The organism is Clostridium subterminale (assembly GCF_039521425.1).
Taxonomy (GTDB): domain Bacteria; phylum Bacillota; class Clostridia; order Clostridiales; family Clostridiaceae; genus Clostridium_J; species Clostridium_J subterminale.
Window position 1 is genome coordinate 406,319 of record NZ_BAAACI010000007.1, and the last position, 20,459, is coordinate 426,777.

General features: G+C 29.6%; 14 protein-coding genes. 3 read left to right on the forward strand and 11 right to left on the reverse strand.

Features of this window, described 5'->3' with window-relative positions:
* Entirely contained in the window at positions 1–1,494 is a 1,494-nt protein-coding gene (gene galT / locus ABDZ93_RS15565) for a UDP-glucose--hexose-1-phosphate uridylyltransferase (RefSeq protein ID WP_343827380.1), read from the forward strand.
* A gap of 13 nt (positions 1,495–1,507) precedes the next feature.
* A complete protein-coding gene (locus ABDZ93_RS15570; protein ID WP_343827381.1) occupies positions 1,508–2,527 on the forward strand; it encodes a LacI family DNA-binding transcriptional regulator in 1,020 nt (339 codons plus the stop codon).
* Between the two features lie 207 nt (positions 2,528–2,734).
* Here ABDZ93_RS15570 and ABDZ93_RS15575 read toward each other — a convergent pair whose 3' ends face one another.
* From ABDZ93_RS15575 to ABDZ93_RS15585, 3 genes are all read right to left on the reverse strand, one after another.
* The gene (locus tag ABDZ93_RS15575) at positions 2,735–4,276 is read right to left on the reverse strand and encodes a glycine betaine uptake BCCT transporter (RefSeq protein ID WP_343827382.1); all 1,542 of its coding nucleotides are present in this window, start codon (positions 4,274–4,276) and stop codon (positions 2,735–2,737) included.
* An 88-nt stretch (positions 4,277–4,364) separates the two neighbouring features.
* The gene (gene grdH, locus ABDZ93_RS15580) at positions 4,365–5,675 is read right to left on the reverse strand and encodes a betaine reductase selenoprotein B (protein ID WP_343827383.1); all 1,311 of its coding nucleotides are present in this window, start codon (positions 5,673–5,675) and stop codon (positions 4,365–4,367) included.
* An 18-nt stretch (positions 5,676–5,693) separates the two neighbouring features.
* Positions 5,694–7,019 (reverse strand): glycine/sarcosine/betaine reductase component B subunit, encoded by a 1,326-nt coding sequence (locus tag ABDZ93_RS15585; protein WP_343827384.1) that lies wholly within the window; start codon positions 7,017–7,019, stop codon positions 5,694–5,696.
* Between the two features lie 221 nt (positions 7,020–7,240).
* On the opposite strand from ABDZ93_RS15585, the gene ABDZ93_RS15590 reads away from it, so the two are divergent.
* Positions 7,241–7,930, forward strand: a complete 690-nt coding sequence (locus ABDZ93_RS15590) for a TetR/AcrR family transcriptional regulator (RefSeq protein WP_343827385.1) — start codon at positions 7,241–7,243, stop codon at positions 7,928–7,930.
* 153 nt (positions 7,931–8,083) lie between these two features.
* Here the strand turns inward: ABDZ93_RS15590 and ABDZ93_RS15595 are convergent, their stop codons facing one another.
* The 8 genes from ABDZ93_RS15595 to ABDZ93_RS15630 all read right to left on the reverse strand — a co-directional run bounded on the left by ABDZ93_RS15595 (position 8,084) and on the right by ABDZ93_RS15630 (position 20,386).
* Entirely contained in the window at positions 8,084–8,281 is a 198-nt protein-coding gene (locus ABDZ93_RS15595; protein ID WP_035131204.1) for a cold-shock protein, read from the reverse strand.
* A 181-nt stretch (positions 8,282–8,462) separates the two neighbouring features.
* Positions 8,463–11,399: an insulinase family protein gene (locus ABDZ93_RS15600; protein WP_343827386.1), complete on the reverse strand. Its 2,937-nt coding sequence runs from the start codon at positions 11,397–11,399 to the stop codon at positions 8,463–8,465.
* A gap of 232 nt (positions 11,400–11,631) precedes the next feature.
* Positions 11,632–14,685, reverse strand: a complete 3,054-nt coding sequence (locus ABDZ93_RS15605; RefSeq protein WP_343827387.1) for a YfhO family protein — start codon at positions 14,683–14,685, stop codon at positions 11,632–11,634.
* Between the two features lie 66 nt (positions 14,686–14,751).
* Positions 14,752–15,696 (reverse strand): glycosyltransferase family 2 protein, encoded by a 945-nt coding sequence (locus ABDZ93_RS15610; RefSeq protein WP_343827388.1) that lies wholly within the window; start codon positions 15,694–15,696, stop codon positions 14,752–14,754.
* A gap of 279 nt (positions 15,697–15,975) precedes the next feature.
* Entirely contained in the window at positions 15,976–16,404 is a 429-nt protein-coding gene (gene mscL, locus ABDZ93_RS15615) for a large conductance mechanosensitive channel protein MscL (protein ID WP_343827389.1), read from the reverse strand.
* A gap of 29 nt (positions 16,405–16,433) precedes the next feature.
* Entirely contained in the window at positions 16,434–17,759 is a 1,326-nt protein-coding gene (locus tag ABDZ93_RS15620) for an HdeD family acid-resistance protein (RefSeq protein WP_343827390.1), read from the reverse strand.
* 345 nt (positions 17,760–18,104) lie between these two features.
* On the reverse strand, positions 18,105–19,493 hold the full coding sequence (locus tag ABDZ93_RS15625; RefSeq protein ID WP_343827391.1) for an MATE family efflux transporter: 1,389 nt from the start codon (positions 19,491–19,493) through the stop codon (positions 18,105–18,107).
* Between the two features lie 386 nt (positions 19,494–19,879).
* Entirely contained in the window at positions 19,880–20,386 is a 507-nt protein-coding gene (locus ABDZ93_RS15630) for a GNAT family N-acetyltransferase (RefSeq protein WP_343827392.1), read from the reverse strand.
* Between the last annotated feature and the right edge of the window lie 73 nt (positions 20,387–20,459).

A 20,459-nucleotide genomic window follows, 5' to 3' on the forward strand; every position in this document is an offset into this window, starting at 1 on the left:
ATGATATATTATGAAATAAGTAGGCTTATAAACTTTGCCCTTCAAAAGGGTCTTCTCGCTAAAGAAGATAAAATTTATTCTACTAATCTACTTCTTAGTCTACTAAATCTAAAAGACTTTGAAGAAAGTGAAATCAATGAAGAGTTAAATAATCCTACGTCTATCTTAGAAAATATATTAGACTATGCTACAGATAAAAAAATCATTGAAAATACAGTTACGGAAAGAGATTTATTTGATACTAAGGTTATGAACTGTGTCATGCCTAGGCCTTCAGAAGTAATAAAAAACTTCTATGAAGTATACAAAATCTCTTCAAAGAAAGCTACAGATTATTATTATAACCTGAGCATAGCTTCAAACTATATAAGAAAAGAACGTACAGATAAAAATATTATATGGAAAACTCCAACTATTTATGGGAAGTTAGACTTAACTATAAATCTATCCAAGCCAGAAAAGGATCCAAAGGATATAGCTAAAGCTAAAGAGCAACACTCTATTAATTATCCTAAATGCTTATTATGTAAAGAGAATGAAGGTTTTTCCGGAAACTTAAATCATCCTGTCCGTGATACCCATAGAATAATTCCAATAAAGCTTAAAAATAATCAGTGGTTTTTACAGTACTCTCCTTATACTTATTATAATGAGCATTGCATTGTATTAAATAGTGACCATGTGCCTATGAAAATATCAAGATCTACCTTTGAAAATCTCCTTGAGTTTGTAGAAAAATTCCCTCATTACTTTTTAGGATCTAATGCAGATCTACCAATAGTAGGCGGTTCTATTTTATCTCATGATCACTACCAAGGAGGCTGTTATACCTTTCCTATGGAAAAAGCTCCTATTGAAAAAAACTATTATATAAAAGGATATGAAAACGTAACTGTAGGACGAGTAAACTGGCCTATGTCAACCATTAGACTTTCTAGTTCTAATAAAGATGAAATTTTAAATCTTGCTAATTATATTCTAGAGTCTTGGAGAGACTACTCTGATGAAGCTGTTCACATATTAAGTAGAAGTAATGGTGAAGTGCATAATACCATTACACCTATAGCTAGACTTAGAAATGAAAAATACGAGCTAGATTTAGTTTTAAGGAATAATAGAACAAATAGTGCTTACCCTCTTGGGATATTTCATCCTCATGAAGAGGTTCATCATATAAAGAAAGAAAATATAGGTCTTATAGAAGTAATGGGTCTTGCTATCCTGCCTGGAAGATTAAAAATGGAACTTCAAATAATTAAGGATTACCTACTTCAAGGTGTAGATGATATCTCCACAGACCGAATTGTGCTGAAACATAGTCAATGGTATAATTATATAGTTCATAAATACCCATCTATTGAAGAGAAAGACGTAGATGAAATCTTAAGAAAAGAAATTGGATTAAAGTTTCAAGAAGTTCTTTATCATTCAGGGGTATTTAAAAGAGATAAATCAGGTCTAGAGGCCTTTGATAAATTTTTAAATATGTTATAAGGTGGAATAAGTTATGAGTATAACTATTAAAGAAGTAGCTGAAAGAGCTGATGTGTCTGTAGCTACTGTTTCAAGGGTTATAAATGGAAATTATCCAGTAAAAAAAGAAACTAAAGAAAGAGTACTTAAGGTCATTGATGACCTTAACTTTGTACCAAACATGCAAGCAAGGGAGTTAACTCAAAAGAAGTCAACTATTATTGGAGTTGTAGTACCTAGCTTGACTAATATGTTTTTTCCTAACGTTGTATATGGTATAGAAACAGAGTTAAAGAAACATTCTCTATCCATTATACTCATGACCACCTCCAATGATAAAAATGAAGAAAAAAAATGTATAAATGATTTGCTTTCCAGAAATGTTTCAGGAATTATAGTTATAGATCCAAGTACCTCTAACATAAAGAGTAAGTTTTTTCATGATATAGCTAAAAAGCTTCCGTTAGTCTTCGTTAATGGTTACACCTCAGTACCTAATATCTCTTCAGTATCTAATGATGAAGCTACAGGATGTGAGCTTGCTTTAAGCTACCTTATAGATAATAATCACAAAGACATATTGTTTCTTAGGGGCAAAGAGAGCTATTCCTATGATATTAAAGAGGAAGTTTACAAAAATATGATGATGGAAATAGGTAACTTTAATCCTGACTATATAATAGATGTAGGAGAAGGAAATAGTATAGAAACTGTAGATAATACTACCGCTTTAATGATGAAGTTACTCCCAAAACTTAAGATAACTTCAGTATTTGCCTGCAATGACCTTATGGCCGTTGGAGTGATGAATAGCTGTAAAAAGTTAAATATAAATATTCCTAAGGATTTATCTATTATAGGTTATGACAATATTCAATTAAGTAGTTTAGTGGAACCTAAACTAACAACTATAGATCAACATATGCAGCTTTTAGGTAGTAAAGCAGCTGCCTTAGTGTTAGATAAGATAGCTGTTAATAATGAATATGGTGTAAAAATAATCCTTGATAACACTTTAGTTGAAAGAGAAAGTGTTACTAAAATAAATATATAATGAAGAAACCTAAGTAAATTTAGTCAAACTTTTTTTAAAACCTTTGGCATGTATCCTAAGGATTATCGTAATATGCTTAGATAAATAATTAATTCTTATATTACTTAAGCTTTTAGAAATGAATATTAAAAAGGGAGTCTATGACTCCCTTAAACTTTATAAATAAATTTAATATAAATATACCTCACAATCTATCTAGATTGCTAATTATATCTTTTCAGTTTTAAGTGCCTTCCACAAGGAAACGCAACATAAAAGCATTACTATAATGAACGGAAATGCAGCAACTACCGATGCTGTTTGTAGTGATGCTAATCCACCTGATAACAATAAAGCTGTAGCTAACAGTGCCTGAAGTATACCCCATATTATTTTCTTTTTATTAGATGGATTTAAATCTCCATTTGAGGATAACATACCTAACACAAAAGTTGCTGAATTAGCTGAAGTAATGAAGAAAGTACCTAATAATATTATAGTAAATACTGAAATTATACTTCCTAGTGGATATTTAGTTATAACTTGAAAGAATGCAGTTTCTGGTGATGCAGCTAAGTTCTTTAACACATCCATTGTGAGCTCACCAGTAATACCAAGATTTACTCCAAGAGTTCCAAAAACTGAGAACCAAATTATAGATACAATACTTGGCGCTACAATAACTCCAATGATAAACTCTCTAATAGTTCTTCCTTTGGATATTCTAGCAATAAATACTCCTACAAAAGGAGCCCAAGCAATCCACCACGCCCAGTAAAATATTCTCCAACTATTTACCCATTTATTACTTGCAAAAGGTTCAATATGCAAACTACTCTCTATAAACTCTGCTAGATAACCACCTGTACCATTTAAAAGAGTATTTATTATCTTTATAGTTGGTCCTATAAATAAAGATAAAATTAAAATTCCAAAGGCAATAACCAAGTTTATATTTGATATTGCACTAATTCCTTTTTCAATCCCACTAACTGCAGTCCAAATAACTATTACTGTTATAACAAATATTATAACTAGCTGAACTATAGGTGTTTCTGGAATTCCAAACATGTAACTTAATCCACTATTAATTTGTAGTGTTCCAAGTCCTAAAGAAGTTGCAACTCCAGCTACTGTGGCAAATACTGCAAGTATATCTATAGTTTTACCAATTGGTCCATTTACTCTTTCTTCTCCTAATAACGGAATAAATATACTACTAATTAGTCCAGGTTTATTTTTTCTAAATTGAAAATATGCTAGGGCAAGACCTATAATGCTATAATTTGCCCACGGGTGAAATCCCCAATGCATAAAGGAAGATTTAAAAGCAAAATTTGCAGCTTCAACGGAACCTGGAGCTATACCTTCTATTGGAGCCACAAAATGAGATATAGGCTCAGCAATTCCCCAAAATACTAGTCCTATCCCCATACCCGCGCCAAAGAGCATTGCAAACCAAGCAACGGTGCTGTATTCTGGTTTTGAATCATCTGCACCAAGCTTTATCTTTCCAAATTTACTAAATGCTAATACCACTGCGAATACTACAAATAAAAACATAGAAATCAGGTATGCCCAACCAAATTTTTCAGTTAAAAAATTAAGAGCACTACTAGACATTTTTTCAAACCCACTTTTATCTAAAATTCCCCAAAATACAATAATGAAAGTTATAATCAATGAAATAATATAAACTGAATTTGATTCTTTCTTTCTTTTAGTATTTGCATTGAGTGTTGTGTTTGTATTAGTGTTGCTATTCCCCATAACAATATCCTCCTTAAAATTAAAGTAGATAATTATGCCGTAAGTTTTCTTTAAGGGCTGTAAATTTACTTTCACAGCCCCTTAAAGATTAAAACTTAACTTTAAAAACAGTTTGTTCTTTTACATCTGCTACTAAGGCATCTAATGCAACTCCAACTCTGTGGTAACGAAGTTTCCACTGTTCTTCTTTTGATGTGCCTGGATCTCCTAAAGGATATGGAATAGATATAGTAGGAATAATCTTGTTTGCTCCTGCTGTTTTTGAAACTGGAATTAAGTTTGCCATTTGTACAATTGGCATACCTGATTTTTCAATTTCCTTAACCATGGTTGCACCGCAACGCGTACAGGTTCCTCACGTAGAAACCATTATAACTCCATCTACACCCTCATTTTTAAGATAAACTAAAATCTCATGTGCCATTCTCTTTGCCTCGGCTTGAGTAGTTCCAGTACCAACCGTTGAATAGAAATACTCATGTAGCTTTTTAAATTTTCCTTCTTTTTCATATGCTCTTAATGCATCTATTGGAGCTATTACATTAGGATCTGCATCTGCTGCTGCAGGGTCAAAACCAGCATGGATTGTCTTATAAACTCCACCTTTTAGATCATCTACTCCATCAATATTATATCTTCCCCATCTTGTTGCAGATGCCGATTGAATTCTATCTGGATTGTCTACAGGTACTATGCCTCCTGTATTTAAAAGTGCTATAGTTGCATCTTTAAGATCTTTAATTGGCTCTGCTATAGGTACTATATCTGTTTTAGGAATTGGAAGTTCAGTGATAAATGGTCTTCCATTTAATTTCTCTATAAGCATTTCTACTGCTCTATCAGCACCCCACTTACCATCTTTTCTCCAAATTTGATGTCTTATCCCTCTTGGATAATATCCCTCTACTTCAGCACCAAGGGTTTCTTCACCTTTTAAAAGTTTATCTCCAAAGCTTGCCATAGATTTTATATCACTTCTCATTTTAGCTGCACTATGTCCCCCTACGAAAACATACATATCCCTTTTAAACATTTCTACTCCAGGGTTTTCTATGTGCATAGAAGTAATTACTGGAACATTAAATTCTTCTTTAACAGCATTACAGATTTCACCACACGCAACTCCATATCTTCCTGCTTGAAAAGCTGGTCCTGCAAAGAAAATATCAAATTCTATATTTTTAAGTTCAGCTATAATTCTTTTTATAGCTTCTTCTGTATTAGATCCCATAAAGTTATCTCCACAAATTATTGTATGAGTAACTTCTGCATCTAAGTTTTTATTTAACTCTATAGCTGGACCTATTGTGCCTTCCTTAATTATAGGCTCAAAATCCGCCTTGTCTTCTCCACCTATTTGACCAAAGAATTGATTTATATATATTACTGCCTTTTCCATTTTATCCCCTCCTAGTTATTAAAACTCTATCATTGTTTTTGGCGACCAACCACAAACCTGATCTCCACAGAACATAGCATTATTCTCCATTATTATTGATCCATCTGCTCTTACAGAAGGTCCAAGTATCTCATCATTTTCCCAACCACCAGATACACCATCTCTACCTAGAGATTCTAATTCTCCTATAACAGTTTCCATTGGTGGAAGAGTTATTAATTCTGACACATTACCACAAGACACAATAGCATCAGCCTTTTCATCCATAGAAACTAGTGGCTGTGATTGTCCATCTCTTCCAGTACACTCATTAGTAAGTCCTACAACTTTTACTCCAGCATCTTCAAGAGCAACTATACAAGCTGTAAAATCTGCATCTGGGTTACCATACCCTTCTTCTGCAACTATTGCACCATCAGCTCCAATTGACTTTGCAATCTGTGCTACAAATAGTGCAGCACGGTTTTTTTGATCTAATGCTACATTAAGATTTGACATTATTATTCCTAAGAAATTTATTGTCTTTCCATGTTCTTTATAAAGTCTTTTTATTGTAGGATTGTTTTGGAACTCATAAGTTGACCATTTAGATGAGCAAGGCATGAAACTTCCTGATACCAACGCTCCATCTAAAACTTCATTGGGATGCATAAAGGTTGGTAGCATACGATTCATATCCCATCCATATAAAAATGTGTTATATCCCAACTCTTCCATTTGAGATTGAGGTTGCATAACAAATACCATACTTGGAAGTTCGTTTACACTTTTTTCACGTTTTATTACTGGCTCTAATTTATATTCTTCAATTTCTTCCGGTTCTAAATCTTTAACAACACTGCCTATAAATTCTGCAAGTTTATGTCCTGCTTCTCTTAAAGCTTTATTTTTTTTCTGTTGTTCTCTTTTTTCAAATTCTTCATCTGTATCAGCAACTAGTACTATATTTTTAAGTTGAGAATAGTAGGTATATTTTGCACCTTCTCCACTCATATCAATAAGTCCATCTTGAAATCCACCCCAATGTTTTCCCACTACAAGCAAACTACAATTCTTCAGTGCATGAGTTCTACCATCACCAGCTTTAACTAAATCTCCTGTATAACCTGGAAATAATGAATTTCCATTCAACTTTACTCTTGGCTCTATAGCTTCTTTTACTGGCATAAGTCGTACATTATCACCTGGCTTAACAATAAATAAATCCGCTTCAGTTATATGTTTGTCCTCTAAAACAAAATTTAATGCTTCTTTTTTATTAATAGTTAGTATCCCTTGAGCAAATTCTGTTTTTTCGCCAAAAACTATGTCTTCGACATAAAAATTTCCAATTTCTAGTTTCATATTCCCACTCCCTTGTTATTTTTATAATTTTCTTAATATTTATAATATTATTTTATTCCACTCATTACATTTTGTAAACGTGTTTACGTTTTTTTGTTATTTAATTAACAAATTTTATGTATTTAAAAATCAAATAGTAACCCTATATATTTATAAAACTTAAACCTTAATGTTATAATGGATGTATATGTTAATATTAAGTGGGTTAAAGGGGTAATCTTATGACTAAGTCAGCCATAGAAAGAAAAGAAATGATAGTTTCTTTCATAAGTTCAGCTAATAAACTTATAGATGAAGAAGGGATAGAAAATGTTACAGCAAGAAAAATTGCTCATACTACAGGATATAACGTTGCTACAGCATATAAATACTTTAAAAATTTAAATCATATTTTGTTTTTTGCTTGTATGAAATATTATAATTTATATATTCAAGATCTTCCTAATTATATTAGTGAAGATAATTCATCTTTAGAGAATTATTTAGGTATTTGGAAGTGCTTCTCTATACACGCTTTTAACAATCCTAAAATCTTTAAATCAATATTTCTAGATCAAGGTCATCTTAGTGTTAAAGATACTATGAAGGAATATTATGAAATTTTCCCTAATGAATTAAAAAACCTCCCAACATCTTTATCTACTATGCTGGATAAAGATTATATTAATGAACGTGATCTTGCTTTACTTGAAGTATGTATTGAAGATGGATATATAAATCAAGCAGATGTTAAAGAATTAAGTGAAAATGTTATTATATTTTTCGAGGGTTTATTGATGAAAGTTACAAACCATGTTGATGGCTATAGTAAAAAACGGGCATTAGAAATTATTCTAAAATTTATTTATAACACTTTGCATTATTATAACTTAAAGTCTTCTAATGTTTTATCACCTTTTTTAACTCTATAAAATTTCATTTATGTAGATGTATTTAACATGAAGATTAATTTAAGATTCATATATTATTGTGTAAAAACACTTCTAAATAATAATTAATTTTAAAGTCTAAAAAACCCCTTAAATAGAATCCTATTTAAGGGGTAAATATTTACTAATTAAAAACTAGATAATAGTAATATTTTCTGCTTGTGGTCCTTTTGGTCCTTTAGCTACGTCAAAAGAAACTTTTTGACCTTCTTCAAGTGACTTGTAACCATCAGAATTTATTTGAGAAAAGTGTGCGAAAACATCTGTTCCATCTTCTCCTGTAATAAATCCAAAACCTTTTTCTCCGTTAAACCATTTTACTGTACCATTCATAAATGTATACCTCCGAAATTTTATTTTTCTTAAATTTATTGTAATAATTCACTAACAAAATTTCGATATTACATACTATATTTATTAAGTACTAATTGAAACATATTGGCTTTACATTATTTACTATTAATTTAAGTTCTTATTAAGCATACTACAGTTTATTATATAAAGCAAGTTATTTTTATAGTAATTTACTTATTTTATTAAAAATAACTTTATTTTCATTAACCTTACCTTCATTTCCTACTGTGCAGCAATAGTTTTCACTCATTCCTACCTTAATCATTGCAGCATAATTTCTTATATCCTGATTAGTAGTACTTAAAAGTTCATCCCTCTCTCTTTGAATGTCTTCTTGGGTTACATTGCATATATAGTCCGCAACTGCTTTTTCACCTTTTCTATCAGGAGTTAATGGTTTATATAACTGTCCAACAGATCCTATTATAAATTTTTCCATATCTTCCTTAGTAAAATCTACTTTTTCTAAAAACTTATAAGCTTCATTATATATATCTATAGTTCTTGTAAGATTGGGATCACGATAGGAGAAAATTGCTAAATTACCATCCTTATTCATGTCACTATAACATCCATAAGCACCACCTTGAAGACGGACTCTAGGATATAAATATTCATTGTCTACTATATTTAAAAGTACTCTCATTTTCCCTGAATACTCATAACCAAGATCTGCAAAATTAAATCCCTTAACTACATATTGCACATTACTAGCAGTTATTATAGCTTCGATATCTTTTTTGCTCTTATGCTCAAGATTATATAATTTAGTAGGTTCAGATTTAATATTACAAATAACCTTATTAATATTAGATACTACTGCTTCAATTTCTCCTTCTTCTCCAACCACTGAAATTATTAAATTATTTTTATTAAATATTGTTTCATAAACCTTAATAAGATTTCTTCTAACTTCCTTACCAGATTTCTCAATACTTTTTTCTAAATTACAGATGAATTCATAATAAGTTGCACCACTAATTTTTTCCCAGTATCCTCTACCACAAGAAGTCTGTGCAAATACTCTGTTCATTGCAACCTCATGTCCTCCATTTATAACTCTCATTTGAAGCTTTGATTTTATTTCTTGAATAATCTGTTTAAGCCTACTTAAATCATCAAATTTAGTAGTAGTAATTATTTCATTTACTAACTCTAATAGATGTGAAATGTTGTCTGCAATTACCTTTGATTTAACTATAAATTTAGGATGATATACCTGACTATTATTTTTCTCAGTGTATACTTCATTTTCAAAAGTTATTCCACCTGTAGTTTTATAGATTTCTGTGATTAATTCAGAATAACCTCTTTTCTCAGTATCAAGCTCCCCTAAAACATCCTTTAAAAGTCCTAAATAAGGAATATACTTTTCTTCAATTACTTTTGCATCAAATAGCAGATCAATATATGCTATTTGATTTGTAGGAATATGATGTTTTAAAATAGTTATTCCTTGTTCTTTTACAACATCTTGAGGAATTTTTTCTACTTTTTTATCTACCTCTTCTATAGGAAGCTTTGGAAGTGTATCCTTTTCTTCTTGTGTATCAATCCTAACCTGAGCCTCTTTTAATTTCTCATTTCTTTTCATAAGATCTTTTAATTCTTTTTCAGATAAAGATCTTTTGTAATTTTCTAGCTTTTCTTCTAAAGTTTTAATTCTAGCATCTTCTAATCCTTTTTTAGGTGTCAAAACTACTAAGGAACAATGAGAATTATTAACCATGTTCTTTTCAATGAATTTTTCAAAGTATCCATTGTCTAAAGCAGCTTTTATTTTATTAAGGTTATCCTCATATTTTAAATGCACAAGAGGGTCTCCATCATATATCCAGCTATTTAAAACCCAGTCATTATATTCAATTCCCTTATTAGCACTTCTCCATGGATCAGCCTCACGTAAACCAAATTCAACGGTATTTATAGCTGCTTTCAATTGGTCCTTATCTAAGCCCTTGTCTACAAGTTCTTTAAGGGTATTCATGATAATATTTTTAAATTCATTCTTCTTTGTAACATCTACATTCTTAGCTACTATTGGGAATAATATTTCCTTAGTTGGATCCATATTCATATCATCTCTTGTAATAATGCACTCACCTATGCCAGCTTTAAGTAACGTAGCTTTTATTGGAGATGCTGAGGATTCTATTAATATATTATAAAGTATTTTTGTAGCTAAATATGCCTCTCCATTACGTGTTTCTTCAAAGGCAAAATTCAGCGCTAAAAATGCCTTATTTTCTTCATCTTCATCCTCACTAATAGAATAATTAGCAGTTCTTTCTACCATACCTTCAAAATTTTTCACATCATCTATATGAGAAGGTATCTCTATTCTGTCAAATTCATAAAGATATTCATCATTTATAAACTTAAGACATGCATCTAAATCCTGATCACCGTATAGGTAGATATAACTATTAGATGGGTGATAGAATTTGCTATGGAACTTTTCAAAATCCTCTTGAGTTAGATTAGGTATATCCTCTGGATCTCCACCTGAAACAAAAGCATAAGTAGTATTTGGAAATATGGATCTATATATATCACTACAAATAACTTCCTCTGGTGATGACATCGCTCCTTGCATTTCACTATAAACTACACCCTTATAATCTAGTTTATTAGTATTTTCATTTAATTCATATCTCCAACCCTCTTGGCGTAATATTTCATGATTTTCATATATTCTAGGATGTAAAACTGCATCTAAATATACGTCCATCAAGTTCATAAAATCTTTATTATTTTTACTCCCTACAGGATACATAGTTTTATCCGTAAAGGTCATAGCATTTAAAAATGTGTGTAATGAACTTTTTGCCATATCTCCAAAAGGATCCTTAGCCTTAAATTTTCTTGACCCACAAAGTACAGAATGCTCTAATATATGAGCAACTCCAGTACTATCTGTAGGCGTTGTCCTAAAACTTATAGAAAATAATTTATTATCATCTTTATTTTCTAAATGTAAAAGTCTTGCCCCACTTTTAACGTGTTCAAATACTCTAGCTATGGATTGTGCCTCATCTACCTTCTCCACTTTTAATAATTTAAATCCATAGTAGATTTCATTAATTTTAAATTGCATATATCTCCCCCCACAATCATAAAAAATAAAAAGCCATAGAGTCCAAACAACCCTATGACTTAAGTAAGCAAAATAATATTTTAGAAAATGTTGTTAAGATCGTTATATGCACTATAAAATTGGATTTTATTTAAGTTATTTAAGTTTTTCATGTAAAAACGACCTCCTTTATATATTTTCAACAATTTCATTCTAGCATTTTTTAACATACTTGTAAATATAATTCCATGAATTATATTCGTGATTTAAATTCATTTTTTAAATTTCTTTTACCAATTATATACCATCCTAAACATATTATTAATGACCCTATACTTATTAATCCGCCTAATTTCAATCCCGGAGTAATATACCTTAACTCTAATGTATAGTTACCTGGTTCTAATTCTATTCCTGTAAATATACCATTTACTTTTAGTAAATCAACCTTTTCACCATTCACCTTAGCTGTCCATCCATTTTTATAAGGAATACTTAATGCTAAAATCCCTTTCTCATTATTTATGATGTTTCCTGATACATGTGGTCCATCTACAACTAAACTTTCAATATTGTATTTATTTCTAGCATCTACCCACTGATTGTACTTTTCATAGGAACTGTACCATAAATCAATTTTATCAACTATATAAGTTCCTGGTGTTAACTGTATTTTCATGGTATCTGTGTCCCCCGACACTTTAAATGTAAATTCATTTAAAGGATATGTCCATTGACCACTTTCTGGTTCTTTTTTACTTATTCTGTCATTAACAGTTATATCAAATCTCTCTCCATTTTCTGGTCTAATATTTATAGTAAATAAAATTTCACCATCAACATTATTATATTTATTGTTTATGGGAAGTATTATTTCTCCTGATTTATCTACATAGAGTTTACCATCACTATACTTAGCATTTGATAGCTCTATATTATCGTAATTAAATTCTAGCTTTTTGATAGTATCGAATTTCAAATTATTTTTTTCAATTTTTTCTACATCTTTTTCTAAAAGTGCAGTATTAAGTAAAACTGCATCACGTTCTGCATAGCTAAGACCTTCTAATTTATCTAAACTCTCATAGCTATCATACCATAAGTCAAAACCTACTGTATTATCATTTTCATAAAGAGTATAATCTCCCTCAGCGATTTTCTCATTGTATCCATATGGTATTTTCTCGTTATCATACTCTAGTTTATACCTAACTCCAAAAGCACTTTCTAAAAATAATCTATTATCAAAATTTGCAAATCTACTAGGCGATACATGATCTTGGACAACATTATAATCTACTTTCATCCACTTATGGACATTCTTATTTATCAAACTATTATAGGCACTGGCACCATAATTCATATAATTCATTGGTGTATTTTCGCTATCCTTAATTTCATATATGGCCCTATAGAATTCATTAGTATTAGGTACAGTTTCAGCTAATATCTTTTTCTCTAAATCATTGTCCATACCTCTACGATTAAAAAGATCCTTATCAAAAAAATGGTATTTTTCCCCATAAGAGGTAATCAAATGTACTTTACAATTTTCTATGCCTCCAACTAAAATGCATACTATAATCATAAAACTCAAAATTGATTGTAACACTTTACTATTCAACATCTTTCTAATATAAAGTATAACTATAGAGCTAATTCCTGCAAATAGAATTATTATATCAGCTGTTGCTACATATCCACCGCCTCTTTCTGCCTTTGTATAGAGCATAATTACAGTGAATAATCCAATTAATAAAATTTTAATAGCACCTTTGATTTTATAAAGATTACAATCTTCTATCCAGTTTGGAATCGCATAAGCAATTACAAAATTAAATATATATAACCATCTGTATGATACATAAGAAAATCCATTAAACATACTATAAGCCATTGGTATCATAGATAGTATAACAAATATAAACGCTAGCAATGTTTTTCTTTTAGTTTCACTACTTACTTTTCTTAATGGTACAGTAAATACTACTAATGCAATTAATGGCATACCTATAAATGATTTATATAAAAATATCTTTTCAAATACTGTTTTATAGAACCCACTATCAAATAACATAGGTATATCATAAATAACTTGAAATCTATCTGCACTCATGAATGCAATGACAGCAGGAATAAATAGAAAAGCTGCTATACCAATGCTTAAGATAATCTTCATACCAAAGTTAAAACCTTTTTTAAAATAGCTTTTAACTTTCTCTTTAATACTATTTCCTTCACCACTTGTAAACACGATGGCATAAATACAATAGAAAATTAAAGACATATATCCAAAATAAAAATTATTTAAAACAGTTAAAGTAATTCCTAAAATCAAAAGAAAATTCTTTTGATTTTTCTCCCAAACTTTATAACCTAAAATTGTTAATGGTAACCATACCATAGCATCTGTCATATAATCAAAGGCTATTGCATTTCTTATAAATATAAGAGATAACCCATAAGATACTGCTCCAATAAAGCTTGTGTACCTTTTTCTATTTTCATATCGCAATAGACTATACATGAATACCATAATAATAAATTCCTTAAATATACTCATATACAACTTGAAATCTATAGATGAAAGATAAGTCCAACTTTCTCCTATTATTTTCTTTATAAAATATAAAATATAAAAAAATGGACTACTTGTATAGTAATATGTAAATTCTCCTAAAACATCTCCACCTAACCCATATGACCATGACCATAATATATCACCTTTATCAATAGTGTTTTCTATAAATGGAACGAAGTACATAAATTGTGTCATACTGTCTCTACTTGCTAATACAAAGCCTCTATTCCTAAATAAATAGCTCCCATGATTTAGCATAGCAATTCCTAAAAAAGCTAATATTATAACTATAATATATATAATATCTTTAGCTGTAATCTTTTTTAATTTTATACCTTCCTCTTTTAATAATAATTTTGTCATTAAAAATGTAATAGGTATTGGCAATATGGATGCCAATGGTCCTGCTATAAATGGTTGTATATTTAATATTTTCACTAAAATATATAGTGTTACTGTTGAAATACAATAATTGGCTAAAGTAGTTAATGGGAACTTTATAAATTTAGATAAAGTAGGTTTTGTTTTAAATGTAAAATAACAATTAAGAAAAAACGATCCTATCATACTTATTATAAAAGCCAACGTAAAACTTATCATATATGGCATAGATATTAATAAAAATAAAGCATACCAAATATAATTATGAATAGTATTTATACCACCTACAAAAGCAAAACGTAAAAACATGAATTTCTTACTTTCGCCATCTCTTATGTTTCTCATTAACAATTTGAATCTATTTCCATTGTCTTCGCTCATATAAGATTTCCTTATCTCCTTTCTAATAATCTATTTAAGTCTCTTATCATCTACATTAGTATCTTTAATAATATAATGTGGTCTTTTCTTAACCTCATAATATATTCTACCAATATATTCACCTATAACTCCTATAGAAATTAATTGGACTCCTCCTATAATTAAGACTGCTGTTATTAATGTAAAATAACCTGGAGAATCTATTCCATTAATAACTATACCTATTAGGGTTATGAAAATATATATAATACTTAGTAATAACAATATTACACCTAAATAAATAATAGATCGTAAAGGTTTGTTATTAAATGATATTATGCCATCAACACCATACTGTAAAAGTGATTTAAAACTCCACTTACTTTCTCCCATTTCTCTTTCTTGATTATCATAATTTATATACTTTGTTTCAAATCCAATCCAAGAAAATAGTCCTTTGGAGAATCTATTATACTCTGCCAAGCTAACTAAGCTATCTATAGCTTTTCTGCTTAATAATCTAAAGTCACCTACTCCATCAATTAATTCTACATCAACAAATTTATTAACTATTTTATAATATAATTGTGATAACTTTCTTCTAATTAACTTTTCACCATCTCTATTTCTTTTACATATTACCTGATCATATCCTTTTTCATAATACTCTACCATTTCGGGTATTAGTTCCGGTGGATGCTGTAGATCTGAATCCATTATTATAGCAACATCCCCAGTGGCATTCCTAAGTCCAGCTAACATAGCTGATTCCTTACCAAAATTTCTTGAAAATGAAATATATTTAACATGATTATCTTTTTCACAAAAATTCACAAGAAGTGTCTCTGTATTATCATGGCTTCCATCATTTATAAATATTAGCTCATAGCCTCTATTGTCTTCTTCATATTTTGATAAGATTTCTGTCAAACTTTTGTATGTTTTAAATATTACTTTTTCTTCATTAAAGCATGGAATTATAATTGATATATTCATCTTATCCCCCCTCATCCATATAATAATACCATATATTGTTTTAAATGTACTAAATAATCACTTCACTTAATCATGTAAAATATTATATAATATTACACTTGACTTTTATCTATATATTTAATCCTAGTATGCATTACTTATCTTTACATAAATAAAAAGAAGTCACAGACTCCCTTTTTATTTTAAATCTCATATCTTCAATAAGTATTGATCTTATTACTGAGTTTAATGAACGCACAATTTTCTATCCACTCTACCTCTTATTAAGACTTGTACATCTTATAGTTCAGAAGTACAATGAGGGCATCTTGTTGCTTCAATTGCAATTTCCGAAATACAATAAGGGCATTTCTTTGTTGTAATCGGCTCCGCCGCTTCTTTTTTCTTAAACCTATTAATTTGTCTAACTACTATAAATACTACAAATGCCATAATTAAAAAATCTATAACACCAGTTAAAAATGAACCATAGGCAACTACTGAAGCTCCAGCTTCTTTTGCAGTTGCAAGAGTTGCATAATCCTTACCATCTAAAGAAATAAATAAATTAGAAAAGTCAATTTTACCTGTAAAAATAGTAATTATAGGCATAATTACTGTTTCCACAAGAGAAGTAACAAGTTTAGTAAAGGCAGATCCAATAATCATACCAATTGCTAAATCAATCATATTACCTTTAAGTGCAAACTTTTTAAAATCTTTTAACATAATTTTTTCCTCCTATGTAATAAATATTTTTATATACTTTTTTCTATTGATAATAGATATATGTTTCTACTAATTACAATACTATTTCTTCTTCTAAACTCCTTTTGAAAATAGTTATAATAAGTTCCTGGTGTAATTATTCCACCTATCCCAAGAATATCAATTCCAGAACGTCCTATTACACTATCTGCAAGTAATACACAGTTTGTATTTAATCCAAAATAGGTTTTAAATTTACCTGATTTAAATGTAAAAAATTCTGCCTTTGTAGATTCGTATAGAATACTTGCATAATCTTTATATTTAGGCTTTATTTTATTTTCTCTTATATCTTTAACTATAGTTGGTTCCCACTTCACCAAATCACCTTTAATTTCATCCAATTTATTTTTTATATTTATTTTCTGCTCTTCATTTAACTTTAGGCCATATCCAAAGATAGTTTTTTTGCTATAATTCGTACAAAAATCTATGTATTTCTCCCTCTCTGCTACAAATAATACTCCCTTACCTGCTAAACCAAACAATTTAAAGGATTCATTATCATAATTTCCATAGGATATAACTTGTCCATCATAGCACAAGTCTACATGTCCAACAACCCCAATGCCCTCTGATGTAACATGTATAAAAACCTCCATATCACTTTGTTCTTTACTATTATTTTTTTTATCTATAACAAACTCATAAATAGTTTCATCACTGCTCTCAAGATATTCATTTATCTTAGTTAAAACCTTATGTGGTATTAAAGTTAACAAAAATACAGGCAGTGTTATTCTCACCTTACGTTTTAGCTTATTTTTAGTTTTTTTTGGTATAATCTCACGAATAAAATCCTTTATAAAATTAAACCCAAATAGCAGACAATACACTCCTATAATTGTAAGTATAGTATTTAGGTGTAATAGTGGTGAAAATAACAATGTCACTCCAAATATAAAGTAAATTATGCACTCAATTAAAACTGCTATCCTGCCTTTAACTTTATCTTTTAAATAGATATAATAAATAATTGCTTTAATTATTCCATTCAAAATAGTATACATTGAAAATAAAATCGCCAAAATAGAGAAAGAAATATTCCTAAAGTACATTACACAAAATCCTAGAGCTATATTAAAAACAGCATTACCTAAGGTGATTCTTTTAGTCATTGCTTTATTTCTATTACTAACTAAACTTATAACTTGAAAGATACCATTAATAATAAATATTAAAGAAATTGACCACATAACTATACTTAAAAATTTGGTCTTACTATATAAAATAACTATAGCTAGAAGTATTAACCCTATTCCTGTAGATAATAAATTTATTCTATTTATATATGATTTATTTATTGATATTCTCAAGTTTATCTCCTTCTTAATATTATTGTCTATACTTACTTGATTTACTTTTTATGCTATGTACTATACAAAATTAGAATTTTAGTTTCTTAATTTACATAAGTAAATTTCAAAGTATAATTACCTTAATTCTATCATAATATATATTTTTTTTATTAGTAATATATAATTATAGATATAAGTTTTAAAAAATCTTTTATGATAATATTATATATGAAAAGAATAAGTAAATGTAGTAACAAAAACCATGGCAAGCTGCCATGGTTTTATTTTAAATTTATATAATAAATAACCACCTTTATACACCTATAATCAATGAAGGTGTTGACACTACCCTAGTATATAGAATCAATCATTACCTGCAAATCCCTTATTTCTCCACTTACCTCTCTTGAAGAAAACCGTAGTTACAATTGCTCCAAGTGTCCAAGAAACAAGCAATGATATGAATGTAGATTCTGGTCTCCCTGTAGGATAAGCTGCACTACGTGTTAAATATGCAATACCATAAGCAACAGGTACACGTAAAATTACCGTAGTAATTAGAGAAATCCACATAGGTGTCATAGTATCCCCTGCACCTCTCATTACACCTGATAAACTTTGAGTTACTGCCATAGCAATATAACCTACTGCAAGAATACGCATCATATGCATGCTTAAGTCAACTAGCTCTGTAGTATCAGTGAAAACTCCCATAAGATATTTACCGAAGATCAAAATTAAAATTGTTATAGTAGTAGAAACCCCAACAGCAATCATAGTACCATCTTTAGTCCCCTTATCGACTCTATCCATCCTCTTAGCACCTATATTCTGACCAGCGTAGGTCGTCATTGCATTACCGAAGGTGAAGTTAGGCATCATAGCAAATCCATCTACACGCATAACAATTACATTACATGCTATAACCATTTCGCCAAAACTATTAGTTAGAGATTGTACAACAATCATTGCAATAGAAAATATGGCTTGAGTAAATCCAGATGGCAATCCAAGTTTTATAAGTTTCATAGAATATTCCTTGGCTGGAACAAGCATCTTAAAATTAAAGTCAAAGGTACTTTTCATTCTTGCTAACTTAATAATACAAAGAACTGCTGATACGCCTTGAGCAATAATAGTCGCCAGAGCAACGCCTGGTACACCCATACCAAGTCCTGCAACAAACCAAAGGTCAAGTATTACATTTAAAACTGTAGCAATAAGTAAAAAACCAAGGGCAGATATAGAGTCACCAAGTCCTCTAAGCACCCCTGCTAAAATATTGTAATAAGCAAAGCCTGAGATACCTAGATAATAAATAACAAGATAATCTGCACACCAATCAATTATAGATTCTGGCGTATTAAGAAAAGATAACAATGGACGAGTAACAAGAGGCCCTATAACCATTATTATCACTGATGCTATAGCGGTAAGAGTTATGCATACTCCAATGGTTCGAGAAAGCTTTTCCCTATCCTTTGCTCCAAAATATTGAGCAACCATGATCCCTGCTCCTGTTGCAATTCCAACAAAAAGTACAAGTAAAAGATTTAATATTGGAGATGCACTACCAACAGCTGCCAGTGCATTATCACCTACATATTTACCTACAATAATAGAATCTGCGGTGTTATAAAACTGCTGGGCTATATTACCAATAAGCATTGGTAATGAAAATTCAACAATTCGCTTCCAAGGTGTTCCCTCAGTCATGTCTTTTGGAGAAAAAATTTCCGAAAATTTTGCCATACATCTACCTCCTAATTAAATTTAATAAGTCAAAACTCTATTTATCCTTAATTTAGAGCTAACCATAAATGATTAGCTCTAAATTTGATTCTTTTATAATTTATTTTTCAAATTGAAAATTTATATAATAAGTGTATTTTTTTACTTTCTTAAACCTTTGAAAATTACTTCGATACTCGAATTAATATTAGTGTATAATAATTCTGAATACTTGTCAATTTTTGTTTTAAATTTAACATCATAGTTAAATTATAAAAATTTAATATTAAGATTTCTGCTATCTCTTGATTCAAAACAAAAATACAACCACCTTTGGTTTATAACCTAGAGTGGTTGTATTTTAATTTTTCCTCATTACTTTATTTACTCTCATATATAAAAGATTATTATGCTACTTTCTTACAGAATATTTCCTTTGTAATATGGTATTCTACTTCTTTCTCAAGCTTTTTAGCTTCTTTGAAACCAATTCCCATAACAAGATTTTGAGACCTTTTATTATCCTTCTTAATTTTTGCAACAACTTTTTCTGTTCTCATTTCGAAAAAAGAAGTTTTTAACGCTTCCATAACTGCATTGTGGCCTATACCTTTTCCCCACAATTCCTTTTCTCCCACAGCAATAACAATCTCAATTGTTTCACCTTTTGGTATAAGTCTTAAAAAACCTATAGTTCCATATGGATTTTTAATAGTAAAAAACCTACAGTTATTATTAAATAAATGAGTTAAAATTGGCATATTTATTCTATCTATAACATTAATTAAGTTTTTTCTAACGTTATTATCTTCATTTAAATACCTTATAATCTCCTCATCACTAAGCCAATCAGCTATCTTCTCCGCATCAGATCTATATACTTCTGGGCTTAGGATAATACTGTTTATTTCCACAAAGTACAACTCCTTAAACCTATTTAATGCTTGCAAACATATATTAACTTACCAGTAACTATGATTTATAATA

Bases quoted from the DNA above. Each gene is read 5' to 3' on its own strand.
- galT (WP_343827380.1), top strand. From the start codon at position 1: ATGATATATTATGAAATAAGTAGGCTTATAAACTTTGCCCTTCAAAAG.
- ABDZ93_RS15570 (WP_343827381.1), top strand. From the start codon at position 1,508: ATGAGTATAACTATTAAAGAAGTAGCTGAAAGAGCTGATGTGTCTGTA.
- ABDZ93_RS15575 (WP_343827382.1), bottom strand. From the start codon at position 4,276: ATGGGGAATAGCAACACTAATACAAACACAACACTCAATGCAAATACT.
- ABDZ93_RS15585 (WP_343827384.1), bottom strand. From the start codon at position 7,019: ATGAAACTAGAAATTGGAAATTTTTATGTCGAAGACATAGTTTTTGGC.
- ABDZ93_RS15590 (WP_343827385.1), top strand. From the start codon at position 7,241: ATGACTAAGTCAGCCATAGAAAGAAAAGAAATGATAGTTTCTTTCATA.
- ABDZ93_RS15595 (WP_035131204.1), bottom strand. From the start codon at position 8,281: ATGAATGGTACAGTAAAATGGTTTAACGGAGAAAAAGGTTTTGGATTT.
- ABDZ93_RS15600 (WP_343827386.1), bottom strand. From the start codon at position 11,399: ATGCAATTTAAAATTAATGAAATCTACTATGGATTTAAATTATTAAAA.
- ABDZ93_RS15605 (WP_343827387.1), bottom strand. From the start codon at position 14,685: ATGAGAAACATAAGAGATGGCGAAAGTAAGAAATTCATGTTTTTACGT.
- ABDZ93_RS15610 (WP_343827388.1), bottom strand. From the start codon at position 15,696: ATGAATATATCAATTATAATTCCATGCTTTAATGAAGAAAAAGTAATA.
- mscL (WP_343827389.1), bottom strand. From the start codon at position 16,404: ATGTTAAAAGATTTTAAAAAGTTTGCACTTAAAGGTAATATGATTGAT.
- ABDZ93_RS15625 (WP_343827391.1), bottom strand. From the start codon at position 19,493: ATGGCAAAATTTTCGGAAATTTTTTCTCCAAAAGACATGACTGAGGGA.